13 protein-coding genes and 2 pseudogenes are annotated in these 15,960 nt (G+C 67.4%); all 15 read right to left on the bottom strand.

The features are described 5' to 3' along the window. Positions 1 to 329, bottom strand: a pseudogene (locus ASD25_RS04120) (cell division protein FtsZ); the annotation flags it as partial. Positions 330 to 571: 242 nt separating this feature from the next. Next, complete coding sequence (locus tag ASD25_RS04115; RefSeq protein ID WP_055828818.1) at positions 572 to 3,967, bottom strand: TonB-dependent receptor domain-containing protein; 3,396 nt, start codon at positions 3,965 to 3,967, stop codon at positions 572 to 574. 214 nt (positions 3,968 to 4,181) lie between these two features. Next, positions 4,182 to 5,510, bottom strand: coding sequence for a cell division protein FtsA (gene ftsA / locus ASD25_RS04110; protein ID WP_055828815.1), 1,329 nt, complete (start codon positions 5,508 to 5,510; stop codon positions 4,182 to 4,184). 16 nt (positions 5,511 to 5,526) lie between these two features. Beyond that, positions 5,527 to 6,414 carry a cell division protein FtsQ/DivIB gene (locus tag ASD25_RS04105; RefSeq protein WP_055828813.1) on the bottom strand — a complete coding sequence of 296 codons (888 nt, stop codon included), beginning with the start codon at positions 6,412 to 6,414 and terminating at the stop codon, positions 5,527 to 5,529. Then, a complete protein-coding gene (locus tag ASD25_RS04100) occupies positions 6,402 to 7,337 on the bottom strand; it encodes a D-alanine--D-alanine ligase (protein ID WP_055828810.1) in 936 nt (311 codons plus the stop codon). The genes ASD25_RS04105 and ASD25_RS04100 overlap by 13 nt, the downstream gene beginning before the upstream one ends. 9 nt (positions 7,338 to 7,346) lie before the next feature. Further along, on the bottom strand, positions 7,347 to 8,258 hold the full coding sequence (murB, locus tag ASD25_RS04095; RefSeq protein WP_055828806.1) for a UDP-N-acetylmuramate dehydrogenase: 912 nt from the start codon (positions 8,256 to 8,258) through the stop codon (positions 7,347 to 7,349). Positions 8,259 to 8,408: 150 nt separating this feature from the next. Next, positions 8,409 to 9,392 (bottom strand): annotated as a pseudogene (gene murC / locus ASD25_RS04090) (UDP-N-acetylmuramate--L-alanine ligase); the annotation flags it as partial. Position 9,393: 1 nt separating this feature from the next. After that, positions 9,394 to 9,821 (bottom strand): Mur ligase domain-containing protein (locus tag ASD25_RS31615; protein ID WP_235562599.1); only part of this gene is annotated, 428 nt, incomplete at its 3' end. Between the two features lie 80 nt (positions 9,822 to 9,901). Then, the gene (locus ASD25_RS30150) at positions 9,902 to 10,342 is read right to left on the bottom strand and encodes a hypothetical protein (protein WP_156376924.1); all 441 of its coding nucleotides are present in this window, start codon (positions 10,340 to 10,342) and stop codon (positions 9,902 to 9,904) included. A gap of 163 nt (positions 10,343 to 10,505) precedes the next feature. Next, positions 10,506 to 10,952, bottom strand: coding sequence for a hypothetical protein (locus ASD25_RS30145; RefSeq protein WP_156376923.1), 447 nt, complete (start codon positions 10,950 to 10,952; stop codon positions 10,506 to 10,508). A 239-nt stretch (positions 10,953 to 11,191) separates the two neighbouring features. Continuing rightward, entirely contained in the window at positions 11,192 to 11,851 is a 660-nt protein-coding gene (scpB, locus tag ASD25_RS04080; protein ID WP_055828797.1) for an SMC-Scp complex subunit ScpB, read from the bottom strand. Between the two features lie 181 nt (positions 11,852 to 12,032). After that, complete coding sequence (locus ASD25_RS04075; protein ID WP_055828794.1) at positions 12,033 to 12,851, bottom strand: ScpA family protein; 819 nt, start codon at positions 12,849 to 12,851, stop codon at positions 12,033 to 12,035. Positions 12,852 to 12,855: 4 nt separating this feature from the next. Further along, entirely contained in the window at positions 12,856 to 13,905 is a 1,050-nt protein-coding gene (nagZ, locus tag ASD25_RS04070; protein WP_055828791.1) for a beta-N-acetylhexosaminidase, read from the bottom strand. A gap of 7 nt (positions 13,906 to 13,912) precedes the next feature. After that, on the bottom strand, positions 13,913 to 14,665 hold the full coding sequence (locus ASD25_RS04065) for an SPOR domain-containing protein (protein ID WP_055828788.1): 753 nt from the start codon (positions 14,663 to 14,665) through the stop codon (positions 13,913 to 13,915). A gap of 76 nt (positions 14,666 to 14,741) precedes the next feature. After that, positions 14,742 to 15,959, bottom strand: a complete 1,218-nt coding sequence (locus ASD25_RS04060) for a deoxyguanosinetriphosphate triphosphohydrolase (protein WP_055828785.1) — start codon at positions 15,957 to 15,959, stop codon at positions 14,742 to 14,744. Between the last annotated feature and the right edge of the window lies 1 nt (position 15,960).

Below are 15,960 nucleotides of genomic sequence, written 5' to 3'. Positions count from 1 at the left end.
CCGCCCATGCCGGCGGTGATGAAGACCATGTGGGCGCCGTCCAGGTGCCCGTAGATTTCCTCGGCGGATTCCTCGGCGGCGTTCATGCCGACCTCGGGGTGGGCGCCGGCGCCCAGGCCCTGGGTGATGGTTTCGCCCAGCTGGACGCGGCGGTCGGTCTTGGCGAACGACAGGTGCTGCGCGTCGGTGTTGGCGACGACGAACTCGACCCCTTCAAGGCCCGCGTCGATCATGTTGTTGACGGCGTTCCCGCCCGCGCCTCCGACGCCGAAGACGACGATACGGGGCTTCAGTTCCGTGTGTTGCGGACGCACCAGCGAGAGAGACATAATTCTTATCCGACCTTATCCGACCCTGCCCTTGCCTTGCCCCGATGCGATTCCCCGCCGATTCGCATTGGTTATGAGCGCGTTAAGGAAACACCTGAACTGCTTAAGGGAGTGTTACCCCGTAGGCTGAGTCGGCCCCGGGGCCACGGATTTCGTTAACCTTCCCAGCAGTTTTCAGGTTCGGGCACGAAAAAGGGCGGCTCTCGCGAGCCGCCCTCTCCGTTTCGGTTCAGTCGCCGCCTTTAGAACGGGCGGTAGTTCAGACCGAAGAAGAAGCGCGTGCCGTACGGGTCCATGTTGTCGATGAAGCCGGTGCCGAAGTAGGCGGGTTGCTCGGCGTCGAAGGCGTTGGTGACCCCGGCGCGCAGCGACAGCTTGTCGTCCACATTGTAGCGAACGGTGAAGTCGTGGCGGGTGAAGTCGCCCGTGTTGAAGAACTCCGGCGGACGCTGGTCAGGGTTGTTGATCTGGTCGCGGTTCTGGACGATGTCCTGCGCCGCTTGCCAGTCAGCCACCCAGGTCAGGCTCCAGACGTCGTTCGGCGACCAGGTCAGTTGCGACGAGAAGCGAACGCGGGGGAAGTTCACCAGGCTGGCGCTCTCGACGAAAGCGTTCGGGTTCGAGATGTTGGTGAAGTTCTTCTGCTCGATCAGCCAGTTGCCGCGCAGGGAGTAGTCCAGCCGGCCCCAGTTGCGACCGAACACTTCTTCCGTGTCCAGCGAGTACCGGGCTGTGAAGTCGAGACCCCGGGTCTGAAGTTTGGCGAAGTTGATCGACCCCTGGATGAAGCCGATGCCGGTGTTGCCGGGGGTGCCGATCTCGAAGGCCTGCGAGCGGGCTTCCGCCGTCGTACCCGCGACCGGCGAGTTGAGGCGGAAGATGGTGTTGCAGGCCGCGGGGTTCAGCGACGGCCCCTGGACGCAGTTGAGGGCGGCGGCGGCGGGCGTGACCGCCGCGATCACGTCCTTGATCTCGACTTCGTAGTAGTCGAGCACGAGGCTGAAGTTCGGGAAGAAGCGCGGCTCCAGCACCGTGGAGAAGGTGAAGGATTCCGACGTTTCCGGCTGCAGGAAGGGGTTGCCGCCCGACACGCCGGCGATGCCCGAGGGATAGGTCGGGTTGTAATCGTCGTTCGGGTCAGCCGTGGCGCCGTTGAAGTCGAACGACGGGGCAGGCAGACCGCGGCTCGCCGCGACCTGGTTGAACAGGGTGGTGCAGTTTGCGACCCGATTGGCGCGATCGGTGGCGTTGGTGATGGCCACGATCTGACGGGTGTCGCAGGGATCGACCACGCCGTTGAAGAAGGTCTGGCTCTGCGGCGCGAAGTTTTCGCCGAGGTTCGGGGCGCGGAACGAGGTGTTGAAGCTGGTCTTGAAGGCGATGTCCGCAATCGGACGGTAGACGAAGTTCACGCCGTACACGTCGCCGGTTCCGACCGTCGTATAGTCGAAGTACCGGTAGGAACCGCTGATTTCGGCATACTCCCCCAGCCAGCTGTCGCGGAACAGCGGGATCGAGAGTTCGGCGAATGCTTCTTCCGACTCATATTCGACGCCCGGGAAATCGGCGCCGGTGTTGAGGAACAGGAAGCGACCGGCCGTGGCCGCGGTGCGACCCCGTCCTTCCGTATATTCGCGGCGGTATTCCACGCCGAGGGCGACGCCGATCGGTCCCGCGCCGAAGAAGTCCCACAGCTCGCCGGAGACGAAGGCGATCGCCTGCTCCTGCTCGTTGCGCTCGGTCGGGTTGATGGTGGCGTCGATATAGGCCAACGCCTCGGGGCTCTGGTTGCCGCGGCCGAACACGTTCAGCGGAACGCAGGCGTCCAGGGCCGCCTGACCTTGGGGCGTGTTGCGAAGATCGCCGCCGCGGAAGCTGTCGCCGAGGAGCGTGGCGGGGTTCTGGGCGCGCAGCAGCTTGGCGCGGCAGACCACTTCGCCGGGTCGGCCGTTGACCACGCCGGCCGTGTCCACCACGGCATCGGAGGCCAGCTGCATGCGCTGGTTGTCGACGCCGCGTTCGACGTTCTCGGCCTCGGCGACGCCGGCGTTGTACGACAGGCTCCAGTTGAAGTTGTCGACGAACCACAGGCTGTCCAGATCACCTTCGAGGGCGAGGTTCAGCTGGAACAATTCGCGGAAGTTCAACTGGCTGCGGTCGGGCCCGAACAGGGTGTGACGGGCGAACGGAGCGGCCGTAACGGTCGTCGGCTGGCCGGGAGCGGTCAGGGTGGGCGCCGAGTAGTTCTGCTGCGTGTTCGTCTGAATCGCCGAGCGGAGATTGTTCGGCAGATAGGCCGTGGTGTCGAGATTCAGCAGGAAGGCGTTGGTCGCCAGCGCATTGTCGACGCTGTTCGTCGGCTGCAGATTGTTGAGGTAGAAATCGAAGAAGGTCGGCTGGCTGACGTCGTACGTCTCTTCATCGATGTATTTGGCGTCGATCGAGAACCGGACGTTTGGCGTGATCGCGAAATTCGCCCCGGCCGCATAGCGGTACGACGTCGATTCCGGCGTCCGCGACAGCTGGCCGAAGTCAGCGCCGTTGTCGCCGTCGCCGCCGACATTGATGGTCCGGTTGGCGCCGGTGGAGCCGATCCGCGTGCCGAAGTCGGCGAGGCGGGCAGTGGTCCCTTCGAACACCCAGGTCTTGCCGGGCTGAACGTTGTAGCAGTTCGCCGCCAGGGCCGTCGTGAAGCCGCCGGCCGTCGGGCAGGTGACGAACGGGATATCCGGATCGTTGCGCGGGCTGGCCGCCTGGTTGTTCGCCAGGGTGGTCTGGCCCCAGCGCAGGATCTGCAGCTGTCGGCGGTTGAAGACCACCGTGTTGCCGGTGTCGAAGATGCTGTCGGAAACCGGACCGTCGGCAGGGGCGGTCGGATCGGCGTCCGCGCCGAAGGTGCCCGGGTTGGCCCGGTACCAGTCGATGTCCAGAATCCGGACTTCGTCGTTGTGGTCGTATTCGCCGAAGGCCCACAGGTTCAGCCGGTCATCCAGCAGGTTCGTGCCGACGAGGGCGGAGACCCGGGTGTTGGCCTGGCCATCCTGGTTGATCATGCCGTAGTTGGCGTCGATCTCCATGCCCTCGAAGTCCTTGCGGAGCACGAAGTTCAGCACGCCGGAGACGGCGTCGGCGCCGTAAACCGAAGAGGCGCCGCCGGTGACGATCTCGATGTTTTCGATCAGCAGGCGGGGAATGGTGTCCACGTCGACGGCCAGCGAACCGCCATTGGAGCCGACCTGGCGGCGACCGTTGATCAGGGTCAGGGTGCGGCCCGAGCCCAGCGAGCGCAGGTTGGCCAGCGACAGACCGCCGTCACCCAGGTTCGAGCCGGTGGTGTCAGACGGAACGACCGAGTTCGACAGGGCCGGAATGGTGGCCAGATAGTCGATCATGGTCGTCTGGCCGGTGGTCAGCAGATCCTCGCGCGCCACGGTGATCAGCGGGGTCGGCGCATTGGTCGGGTCACGGCGGATACGCGAACCGGTGACGACGACTTCGCCGATTTCGGTCGCGTCCTGGTCGGTCTGACCCTGGACCGTGACGCCCGGCAGCTGGCTCTGGGCGAAGGCCGGAGCCGAGACAGCCATGACGCCCGCGAGGATCGTCGAGCCGAAGAGGTACTTGCGCTTGAGAAGCATGGTGTTTGGGCCCCAACCAAGGAATGGATGCAATCGGCAGCATCCGCCTTGCGGCAGACTCTGCTTCGGATTTTCACGCTAACAGCAAAGTGGCGAGCGGCAAGGGATTGTGGCCGTATGGCGACCAATCCAGCATACTGTTGTTACAATACGGACACAGTCCCGCCACGGTGACCGCCAGATCGGTCGGCGCGACGGCCCCCGGTCAGGCTCCCTAGAGGTTTTCGCGCAACCAGCCCGCCGCGCGCGCCACAATCCCGCCTTGATGGATGCGTGGCGCGTCCGCAGCCGAGAGTTGTCTGGACATCAGCTTGCGGGCCGAAACCGCTTCGCGTGGACCATAGGCGGCGCGCAACAACACACCGGCGGCCGAACAGAACGCCGGGCCTGAGGCGGCATCGGCCAGGTGGGGCGCCCGCTGGGGCTTGCCGAGGCGTACAGGGCGATCGAACACCCGCACGGCCAGTTCGCGTACGCCGTTCAACTGGCTGGCCCCGCCGGTCAGGACCAGGCCGGCGCCGGGCTCCAGGCCTACGCCCGCGTTGCGCAGGCGGTCGCGGAGCAGCTCCAGCGTCTCCTCGACACGGGGCGCTATGACGGTCTTGAGCATGGCCCGCTGGACGAAGATCGGGCCCGCCGAGGAATCCTCGCCTCGCGGCGGCGCCTCCAGCATCTCGCGGTCCTCATTGGCGCTGGCCATGGCCGAGCCGTGCAGCGTCTTGAGTCGCTCGGCCCCGGCCTTGGACGTCGACAGGCCGCGGGCGATGTCGGCGGTCACGTGATCGCCGCCCACGTTCAGGGATTCGATATGCAGCAGCGAGCGCCCGCCCCAGACCGCCGCCGAGGTCGAGCCGCCGCCCATGTCGATACAGACGCAGCCGAGATCCATCTCGTCGTCTTCCAGCGCCGCGAGCGAGGACACCACCGGCGCCGCCGCCACGCCCTGCAGGTCCAGATGCGCCAGTTCGAGGCAATGGCTCAGGCCGTTGAAGGCGCTCTCGGCCATGGAGACGACCAGCAGGTCGAGGCCCAGCGAATGGCCCTTCATCGAGCGGGGATCATGCACGCCGCGCGCGCCGTCGACGGACCAGGCGATGGGCAGGACGTGAATCGGCCGGCGGTTGGGCAGGCGAATCTGGGCCAGGGCCATGGCGATGGCGCGCGCCAGATCAGCGTCGCCGACCGGAGTGGCGCCGAGGGACACGCGGGCCTGGACCCGGTGGCTGGCCATCTGGCCGATGGCCGTGGTGACGACGACGCCCGAAACCGGCGAGCCGGCGGCGCGCTCGGCGCGCTCGACCGCGTGACCGATGGCTTGGGCCGCCTCGTCCATGTTGACGATGCCGCCGCCGCGCACGCCGCGCGACTGGACGTGCCCCGCGCCCGCCACGCGGATGGTGCGGTCGGCGTGACGCACGCCCTCGGGCTTCATGATGAAGCAGGCGACCTTCGACTGGCCAAGATCCAGCGCCGCCACGACCGGCGCGCGTCCCGCGGCGCCCTTGGCGCCGTCCACGGATTTATCGACGGACCGTCCGGCCATAAGCGTTCCTCTAACTCTACGCGGCGCCGGCGGAGGGCCGGACGGCGACCTCCCCCGGCGTTCTCAGATCAATGCGGTCGAAGCCCAGCTCCAGCAGCCGCTCGCGCTGGTCCAGCGCGTCGAGCTGGATCAGGGCGGCGTCCTGGTCGGTGGCGGGCAGCTGGATCAGGCTGCCATCCTTCAGTCTCAGGTCCCAGCGGCGCTCGTCGACGCGAACCAGCGCCTCGACCCGCGCCTTCAGGCCGGGCCGTTGCGCGATCAGGGGCAGCACTTCGGACGCGGCCTGTTCGGCGCCCTTGCCCACGACCAGCGGAAGGTCGGGATAGCGGCCGGCGTCGGCGCCGGCGATCACCACGCCATGGCTGTCGATGACCCTGTTGCGGCCGCCGGCCTGCCAGACGGCCAGCCGGTCATGCTCGACGACATGGACGATCAGCGTGTTGGGCAGCAGGCGCACGACGCGCGCGCCCTTGACCCAGCCGACGGTCTCGACGCGCTTGCGGACGGCGTCGAGGTCGATCGAGGTCATGGGTTGGTCTGCATACAGCTGAACGGCGCGCTGGATGGTGGCGGTCGCCTCGGGCGACTCCCCTTCGATGAAGACCTTCTCGAGTTTCAGGCCCATGCCGGCGGCGGCCCCGTCGACGCCCTGGCCGATGGAGGCGCTGATGCGCTCGGCGCGGGCGCCGGTCGCCAGAACGCCGGCCAGGACGACGACGCCGGCGACGATGGAAATGATGACCGCGCGGGGAGACAGGTCGAGGCGGCCCAGCGCCGCCATCTTGCCCGGGGTCGCCGGAGCATTACGGGGCGAACGCCCGCGCCCCGGGGATCTGGGAGCCGCGCCGCGTTTTGCAGGCTGGTTCGAACTCTGTCGCCGACCGCCGCGAACTACCGCGGGCATGAGGCGTCCTCCACCATCCACCGCACCAAAGCTTTATAGTCCATCCCGACATGGGCAGCCTGCTCGGGACTGAGCGAGGTCGGCGTCATGCCGGGCTGGGTATTGACCTCCAGAAGGACCAGATCGTCCTTAATATCGTCATAACGAAAGTCCGATCTCGACACCCCGCGGCAACCCATGGCCGTGTGCGCCAGTTCGGATTCCCGCAGGGCTCGCTCGAACACATGCGGCGGCAGGACCGCCGGCAGGACGTGGCTGGAGCCGCCCGGGGCGTATTTGGCTTCGTAGTCGTAGAAGCCCTTGGCCGGGGTGATGTCGGTGATGGTCAGGGCCCGCGGCCCCGATTTTTCCCCAAGAACCGTGACGGCCAGTTCCTTGCCGGCGATAAAGGGCTCGACCATTACCTGTTCGCCCCAGGTCCAGCCGGCGTCGCCGGGCGCCGCGCACGGCGGCTCGCCCTCGCGCACCAGATAGACGCCGACCGACGAGCCTTCGGCGTTGGGCTTGATCACATAGGGCGGCGGAATGACGTGGCCGCGCGCCACCTCGAAGCGGTCGAACAGGCCGCCGCCGGGAACGACGACGCCCGCTGCCCGCAGCACGGCCTTGGACTTGTCCTTGTCCATGGCCAGGGCCGAGGCCAGCACGCCCGAGTGGGTATAGGGAATGCCCAGCGTCTCGAGCACGCCCTGGACGCAGCCGTCCTCGCCCCATTCGCCGTGCAGGGCGTTGAAGACGACGTCGGGTTTGAGGTCGGCCAGCACCTGGGCCAGGTCGCGGCCGGCGTCGATGCGGCTGACCCTGGCCACCTGCCCTTCGAGGGCGTCGGCGCACATCTTGCCCGAGCTCAGGGACACCTCCCGTTCGGACGACAGCCCGCCCATCAGGACGGCGACGTGCAGGTCAGCGAACGGGCGGGTCATGGGATCAACTCAAAGCGGGCGGCCGATCCTCTTGATCTCCCATTCGAGGTTTACGTTCCGTTTACTCTGCACGTCCGCGCGCACGGCATCTCCGAGACCCTCGATATCCGCCGCCGTCGCCTCGCCCGGGTTGATCATGAAATTGCTGTGCAGTTCGCTGAACATGGCCCCGCCGCCGGTGGCCTTGAACAACTTGCCGCGCCAGCCCGCCTCGTCGACCAGCTTCCACGAGGAATGGCCGGGCGGGTTCTTGAAGGTCGAGCCGCCGGTCTTCTCGCGGATCGGCTGGGTCAGTTCGCGGCGCGAGGTGATTTCGGCGATCTTCGCCGCCACGGCCTCGGGATCGGCCGGCGTCCCCCGGAAGGTCGCCTCCAGCCAGATGATGTCGGCCGGCGCCTCGGAGTGGCGATAGGTGTAGCCGAAGTCGGCCAGCGCATACTCGACCCGCTCTCCTGCCCGCGTCACGCCGCGCGCCGAGACGAGGATGTCCTTGGTCTCCGCGCCATAGCAGCCGGCGTTCATGGTCAGAGCGCCGCCGATGGTGCCGGGGATGCCGGCGTAGAACTCCAGTCCGGTCAGCCCCGCCTTGGCCGAAGCCTTCGCCACCATGGAATCCAGCGCGCCGGCGCCGGCCGTGATCGCATCACCCTCGGTCGTGATCCCGGCGAAGGGCCTCCCCGCCAGCCGGACCACCACGCCCTCGACGCCGCCGTCGCGGACGATGACGTTGGAGCCCACGCCCAGCACCGTCACCGGCACGACCGGATCCAGCGCCTTGAGGAAGTCGGCCAGGTCGTCGGCGTCGGCCGGGATGAAGAGCGCGTCGGCGTTTCCACCGACCCGGAACCAGGTGAACGGCCCCAGCGGTTCGTCGCACAGCAGCTTGCCGCGAACGGCGGGAAGAGTGTCGCGCCAGCTCATTCTAATTTCCGTGCATCCCCGCGAAGGCGGGGACCCAGGTTTTGGGGGCCGCACAGGCGGCGGAGGTTTCGAGATCGCTCAGTCCAGCAACGGCGTGGCCGCTCAAGCCTGGGTCCCCGCCTTCGCGGTGGTGCACGGTGAGGGACGGCATTACGCCAGAGCCTCCAGCTGCCCCGGCAGGGCGTAGGCCCAGGCGGTGATGTCGCCAGCGCCCAGCAGGACGACCAGATCGCCGTCCTTCGCCTCGGCCGAGATCACGCCCGGCAGGGCCTCGACGCTCTCCAGCGGCTGCACCGCGCGGTGGCCGAAGCGGCGGATGCCCTCGACCAGCGCATCCTTGTCGATGCCTTCAATGGGGAGCTCCCCCGCCGCATACACGTCGGCCACGAACACCGCATCGGCGTCGGAGAAGCAGGTCGAGAATTCCTCCATCAGGGATTCCAGCCGAGTGAAGCGGTGCGGCTGTACGACGGCGATGACGCGACCCTCGGCCACCTGACGCGCCGCCTTGAGCACGGCGGCGATCTCGACCGGGTGGTGGCCGTAGTCATCGACGATCCGCACCCCGCCCACCACGCCCGTGGTGGTGAAGCGCCGCCGCACCCCGCCGAAGCCGGCCAGACCCGCCCTGATCGCCTCGTCCGACACATCCAGCTCGCGCGCCACGGCGATGGCGGCCAGCGCATTGGAGACATTGTGCCAGCCGGCCATGGGCAGGTGCAGGCCCTCGATCTTGATCGGCTCGTCCAGCGCGGCGAGGCCCTGCTTCTGGATCACCACATCGAAGCGGCAGCCGTCCGGCTTCATCTCGACATTGTCGGCCCGAACCATGGCCTGCGGGTTGACCCCGTAGGTCACCAGCCGCCGGTTATCGATCGAGGCCACCAGCCGCTGCACCTCGGGATGGTCGAGGCAGACGGCGGCGAAGCCGTAGAASGGGATGTTYTCGACGAAGTCCACGAACGCCTTCCGCACCCCGTCGAAGTCGCCGTAGTGGTCSAGRTGYTCGGGRTCGATGTTGGTGACGATGGCCACSGTCGACTTGAGGCGCAGGAAGCTGCCGTCGCTCTCGTCGGCCTCGACCACGATCCAGTCGCCGTCGCCGACCTTGGCGTTGGTSCCGTAGGCGTTGATNGTCGGGTCCAGCCCGCCGGCGTCGAGGATGGCGGCGACCATSGAGGTSGTCGTGGTCTTGCCGTGGGTGCCGCCGACCGCGATCGAGAACTGCAGCCGCATCAGCTCGGCCAGCATCTCGGCCCGGCGCACCAGCGGGATGCGGCGCTCTCGAGCCGCGACCATCTCGGGATTGGTCGGCTTGACCGCTGTCGAATAGACCACCGCCGAGACGCYGTCGCCGATGTGGGCSGCGTCATGGCCGATGAAGATGCGGGCGCCCAGCCGTTCCAGCCGCTCGGTGTTGGCGCTGGCTTTCGCGTCCGACCCCTGCACCGAATAGCCGATCTTGAGCATGATCTCGGCGATGCCGCTCATCCCGATGCCCCCTATCCCGACGAAATGGACGGGGCCGAGGTCGAACGGTACGGGGCGAAGGCGAGCGATCATCCCAGCGGATTAGCAAGGGTTCGGCGGGATTGCACCACCGATCCGCAGTTCCTTCGCGGCGACCAACTTGCGCGTGGAAGCTAGCGCCCGAGGGACTCAGCGATCTCGCCGAGGTGATTGAAAGTCCGCCCCCGTCGGGCGGCGTCGGTGTCGCCGCACACCGCGTTCAGTTGCGTCGCCACGGCGGCGTCGTTCTCACCCACCGGATGCGCTTCCACCGTGCTCCTCTCGGGGTCGCGATTGCTGCTGTACCGGACTACCGACTTCATCGATCTGGTTCGCGAACGACAATCGAACTCCGCGATCCAGACGGTGTAGCGGTGGTGGTTCGCAGGCCAGGATCGCGGAAACGAAGCCAGCACGGCCGTGAACGGAGACGCTTTGTTTGCGGTCATTCCATCGAGTTGCACAAACACCCGTTGGCCCCTCTCGGAACCGGCCGGGATCCAGAACTCCGCCATGGCAGGGGATGCGAACAGCGCTGAAAGTAGCCCTGCTGTGAGTGCAAATTTGCGGCGCATGGTTTCGTCTCGCTAGCTATCCCCAGGACATGGGGTGGCCTCAGGATTAACCCACTCGGGCTCTAAAGTTCCCTGATTGGCAGCGGTTTCATCAGAAAGGGAAGCGCGACCGACGCCTGTTTTATATGCACCCGTCTGTAAATCTTGATATTGGGACACGACATTAGATGCCTACATTATCTGGCGCGCCGTAGTAATCTTTGAGATGCTTAGCAAAGGCGAAATCAGGGTTTGACGGAATTCCCGTTCCCAACCCCGGATGACTATGAACGTATCCGATAGGGGTACCGGAACCACAGCCGCCCGGAGCAATGGGCACGGTTGGGAGCCCTCCTGGATAACTGATAGCGTTGCCGTTGCTGTCTAGAATGGGATCGCCCGCCTCTATCGGTCCCAGCGCGATCTGACCGGAACTGAATTCGCAAATCAGCGCGCCAAACTCTCTGTTTTGCAAGTCTGCTTCATTGAACGATCTGGCCTTTTCACGAAACGCGGCCTCGGCTTCTTTTGCTTTGGCGTCAGCATTCCATTGGCGCCGTCCCTCTGGCATCGCACATTGTTGCTGCTTATCAGACTGCCCTTCCGGGGGGCTTTCGTCCGCCGGTTCCAACTGCTGCTGGTGGGCGCGGAACTGGTTATGGTGGGAAACTGCATCCCTGCGAACGGCGACGGAGCCCTGACACGCTGGCCGGTGACTATGACCGGTTCTAGTTGAGTAGGCGGTTCATCCGTCATGGCTAATTCCCTTGTTCAGGTTAGCATTGACAACCTCAAAGTTGTGCGAGTCAATATCCGCAACTCAGACAAACAACCCGCGCAGGCTTTCAACTTCCCCGGCTACCGCTTCGATCAGTCCTCAGCCACGAAGTCCTGCGCGAACTCGGGCGCGTCATCGGCGCCTTCCAGCAAGGGCGCGTCATCGTCATCGCCGGCCCGCGACGGGTCCGGGACCTCGAAGCCGACGGGGATGGACAGGTCCAGCAGGCCCGCCGCCTTCATCTCCTGCACGCCGGGCAGGTCGTACAGGCTGGCGAGGCTGAAATGCTCGAGGAATTTGTCCGCCGTCGCATAGGTGACCGGCCGGCCCGGCGTGCGCCGCCGGCCCTTCAGCTTCACGAACCCCATCTCCAGCAGCAGGTCCAGGGTGCCCCTGGACAGGGAGACGCCCCGCACGCTCTCGATCTCGGCGCGGGTGCAGGGCTGGTGGTAGGCGATGATGGCCAGGGTCTCGAGCGCGGCCTTCGACAGCCGGCGCGGCTCCTCGCGCTCCTCGGTCATCAGGAAGCCGAGGTCGGCGGCCGTGCGGAACCGCCAGCGGTCGGCGACGCATTCCAGCTCGACCCCCCGGCCCTGATAGCGCTCGCGCAGGGCCGAGATAGCCCCGCCGACGTCGGCGCCCTCGGGCAGGCGCCGCCCGATCTCGGCCGCCGACAGCGGGCCGGCCGCGGCGAACAGCAGGGCCTCGACGCGGCGCTCGATCTCTCCGTGATCGGGGGCGAACTGGATCATGCCCGTCCCGCCTCCCTTCCGACCGTCATCCTCGGGCTTGACCCGAGGATCAGACCATCCGGTGCGCGGTGAAGGGGATTTCGGCCAGGTCTCGGGGCCGCCCCGAACGCACAGTCCGCGGCCGCCTCCGATCCTCGGGTCAAGCCCGAGGATGACGGCAAGCAAGGGTGTGTGACCTGGATCACGGCATCAACTCCAGCGGCTGACCGCGTCCGCGCCGCTTCAGATAGAGCTCGGCGAAAGCCTCGGCCTGTTTCACATCCATCGCCCCTTCCTTGACCAGCTCCAGACTGGCCGACAGGGTCGAGGCGGTAAAGCTGGACTGGGTCGGACCCTCGGTTCCGCTGTGGGCGGGCGCGACCTGTTCCAGCGGCGTCCATTGCTCCAGCCGGGGCAGAATGTCCCGCAGCCAGTCCCGCGCCGCCTCCAGCCCGAAGGCCTCGACGCGCTGGCCCGGATTGTACTGGCGCTGCCCCTCGCGACGGCGCTGGGTCACATAGGCGGCCATCAGTTCGTACAGGCTGGCGTCGATCCGGTCGGACGGGACGATAACCGTCGCCTCGGGATCGCCGCGGGTGAAGACGTCGCGCTTCAGCCGGGGCCGGCTGGTGATGGTCTCGACCGCCTTGCGCATGGCTTCCAGCTTCTGCAGCCGGAAGGCCAGGGCCGCGGCCATCTCCTCGGCCGGGGGCTCCTCGTCCTTCTTGTCGGTGCGCGGCAGCAGCAGGCGGGATTTGAGATAGGCCAGCCATGACGCCATCACGAGATAGTCCGCCGCCAGCGAGAAATTGCGCCGGCGGGCTTCGTGGACGAAGGCCAGATACTGTTCCGCCAGTCTGGTGATCGACAGCTTCAGCAGATCGACCTTCTGCGTCCGCGCCAGCGCCAGCAGCACGTGCAGCGGGCCCTCATACCCTTCCAGATCGACCACGAACGCCTCGCGCTCGTCGACCTGTTCGGCGGCGGTGAAGTCCAGATTGGGCTGGAAGGCGTCGGTCATCGGATCAGGCCTGGGCCTCGCCGACGTCGGGGCCGCGCGCGGCGTCGAGCTTTCCGGCCAGCAGTGCGGCGAACCGCTCGCGGGCCTCGGGCTCATCGAGCGGTTCGGGCGTTTGGATGATGCGAGCCATGGCCGCCCCGGCCCGTTTCGCCGACCGGCCTTTCAGCTTGCCGACGCCCTCCGCGACCTCGCGCATCTCGTCCAGATCGCCGTTGCAGTGCAGAACGACGTCGCATCCGGCCTTCAGGGAGGCCTCCGCGCGTTCGCGCAGCGTGCCCGACAGAGCCTTCATCGACAGGTCGTCGGTCATGACCAGACCGCCGAACCCGAGGCGATCCCGCATCAGGCGCACCGCCTTCTTCGAGGTCGTCGCCGGCCGCTTCGGATCGATCGCGTCGAAGACGACGTGAGCGGTCATGGCCAGCGGCATGTCCGACAGCGCCTTGAACGGAGCGAAGTCCCAGCCGTCCAGCGTCGCCAGATCGGCGTGCACGACCGGCAGGGCGTGGTGACTGTCGGCGAAGGCGCGGCCGTGGCCGGGCATGTGCTTGATCACCGGCAGAACGCCGCCCGCGAGAAGGCCCTCGGCCGCCGCGCGGCCCAGCTGCGCCACCGTCGCCGGGTCATGGGCATAGGCCCGGTCGCCTATGATGTCGTGGGCGCCCGGAACCGGCACGTCCAGAACCGGGGCGCAGTCGACGTTGACGCCGACGGCTCGCAGGTCATGCGCGATCAGCCGGGCGCCCAGACGCGCCAGTTCGCGCGCCGCCAGAGGATCGTCAGCCGCCTTCAGATACGCTTCGCCCGGCGGATATTTCCGCCAGTGCGGCGGCCCCATCCGCTGCACCCGACCGCCCTCCTGGTCGATCAGGATCGGGCAGGCCGGGTCGCCGATGCAGTCCCTCAGTTCGGCGGTCAGGGCCCGCATCTGCTCGGGGCTGTCGACGTTGCGCCGGAACAGGATGAAACCCCACGGCCGCACGTCGGCGAAGAAGGCCTTTTCCGCCTCCGCCAGCCGATGGCCGCTGCAGCCGTAGATCGCGGCGGACGTCATCCGCGTGTCAACGCACGAAGCAGTCGCCGCCGCCGGCCTTGATCGCATTGCAGAGGCCGACGGCCTGTTCGCGGCTGAGGCCCGTGACGGTGGTGCGGTACACGGTCGAACCGTTGGACGCGGTCACTTCCTGCACCCGCTTGTCGGCGCCGCTGGTGAACTGCGGATAACGGCCGACGACGGCGGCGAACTCGCGGTCCGCCAGGCTCGGGGTCGAGAAGGCGCCGATCTGGACGCCGGAGGTTCCGCCAACGGCGGGCGCGGGACGCGGTTCGGCCTTTTCAGCCGGAGGCGCGGTCGGCGTTGGACGGGGCGCGACGGGCGCCGCCGGCTCGATCGCGGCCGGGGCCGGGCGCGGCTGAACGGTCTCGGGCGGAGGGGTGAAGGTCGGGGCGGCGGTCGGCGCCTCGGCGTCGGAATAGACGTCGATGCCGGCTTCCGGATCGATCGGCTGTGCGTCCAGCGGGGCCTCGGCCTTCATCTCGCCGACCGGCGTCCCCACGGCGGGCGGGGCGTCGTTCGAGGAGCGCGGTCCGGCGCGGTAATAGACCACCACCGCGACGATCAGCAGGACCAGTACGATCCCGGAGATGAGCAGCGTCATCGGCGGGGCCTTGGCGCCGCCTCCCCCGCCACCCCGGCGTGGATCATAGCCGCCGCGATTGAACGGCAGGTCGTCGTCTGTGGGCGGCGTATAGGCGCCGCGATCATGGCCGGGATCGCGGCCCGGGTTCGGACGATAGGGATCTTCGTGGGACATGACCGCGCCTTCCAGCCGGGCCGCGCGAATCGGCGCGCCCGAACTTCATCCTACCTGCCCCCGCCCCCCTTTCGAATCACAAGTCGAGGGCGAGGTCGAGGCTGAACAGCTTCTTGTGTTCCTCGATGGCGTAGCGATCGGTCATGCCGGCGATGTAGTCGCACACCGCCCGGGCCCGTTTCGCCCGATCCTCAACCCCGGCCTTGCCCGACCATTCCGGGGGCAGGGTCGCCGGTTCCGCCATGAACAGCTGGAACATCTCGGCCAGCAGGCGCCGCGCCTGGCTGCGGGTCCGGTTGACGCGATAGTGGCGGTACATCCGCTCGAACAGGAACTGGCGCAGCACGCCCAGGTCGGCCAGCATGGCGGGCGAGAAGGCCACCAGCATCCGGTCGGCCACGCGCACGTCCTCGGACGACCGGATGTTCGCGGCCTCGATGCGCCGTTCGGTTTCGGCCAGCACGTCCTCGACCATCACTCCGATCATGCGCCGCACGGCCTCGATGCGGATCATCCGCTCGTCGATGTCCGGCCAGTCCTTACGCACGCCGTGCAGCACCGGGCCGATCAGGGGCACCTTCGACAGGTCGTCGAGAGTGAACAGACCCGCCTGAACGCCGTCGTCGACGTCGTGGTTGTTGTAGGCGATGTCGTCGGCGATGGCGGCCGCCTGGGCTTCCAGCGAGGCGAAGGTGCCCAGCCGCAGGTCCCAGCCCGGCGCATAGTCGGCGATGGCCTTCCACGCCGGTTCGTCGAGGCGGTGGGACACCGGGCCGTTATGCTTGACCACCCCCTCGACAGTCTCCCAGCTCAGGTTCAGCCCCTCGAACTGGGGATAGCGGTGCTCCAGCCGGGTCACGACACGGAAGGTCTGGACGTTGTGGTCGAACCCGCCCCACGGCTCCATCTGCGCCTGCAACTCGTCCTCGCCCGCGTGACCGAACGGCGGATGACCCAGATCGTGGGCCAAGGCTACGGTCTCGGCCAGATCGGTGTCCAGCCGCAGGGCGTGGGCCAGCGAGCGGGCGATCTGGGCGACCTCGAGGCTGTGGGTCAGGCGGGTGCGGTAGTGATCCCCCTCATGCGCCACGAAGACCTGGGTCTTCTCCTTCAGGCGGCGGAAGGCCGTGGCGTGGATGATCCGGTCGCGGTCGCGGGCATAGGCGTTGCGCGTGCGGCTGATCGGCTCGGGCGTCAGCCTGCCGCGGCTGTGCTCGGGGTATTCGGCGTAGGGCGCGCGCTCGGGGATCAACGTCGGCTGCTCATTCGGCTGCGGGCCTTTGCGATCGGCCACC

It is taken from the genome of Brevundimonas sp. Root1423, from assembly GCF_001426805.1.
The sequence above is the reverse complement of the archived record's forward strand: the minus strand, read 5'-3'. Positions and strand labels throughout refer to the sequence as shown.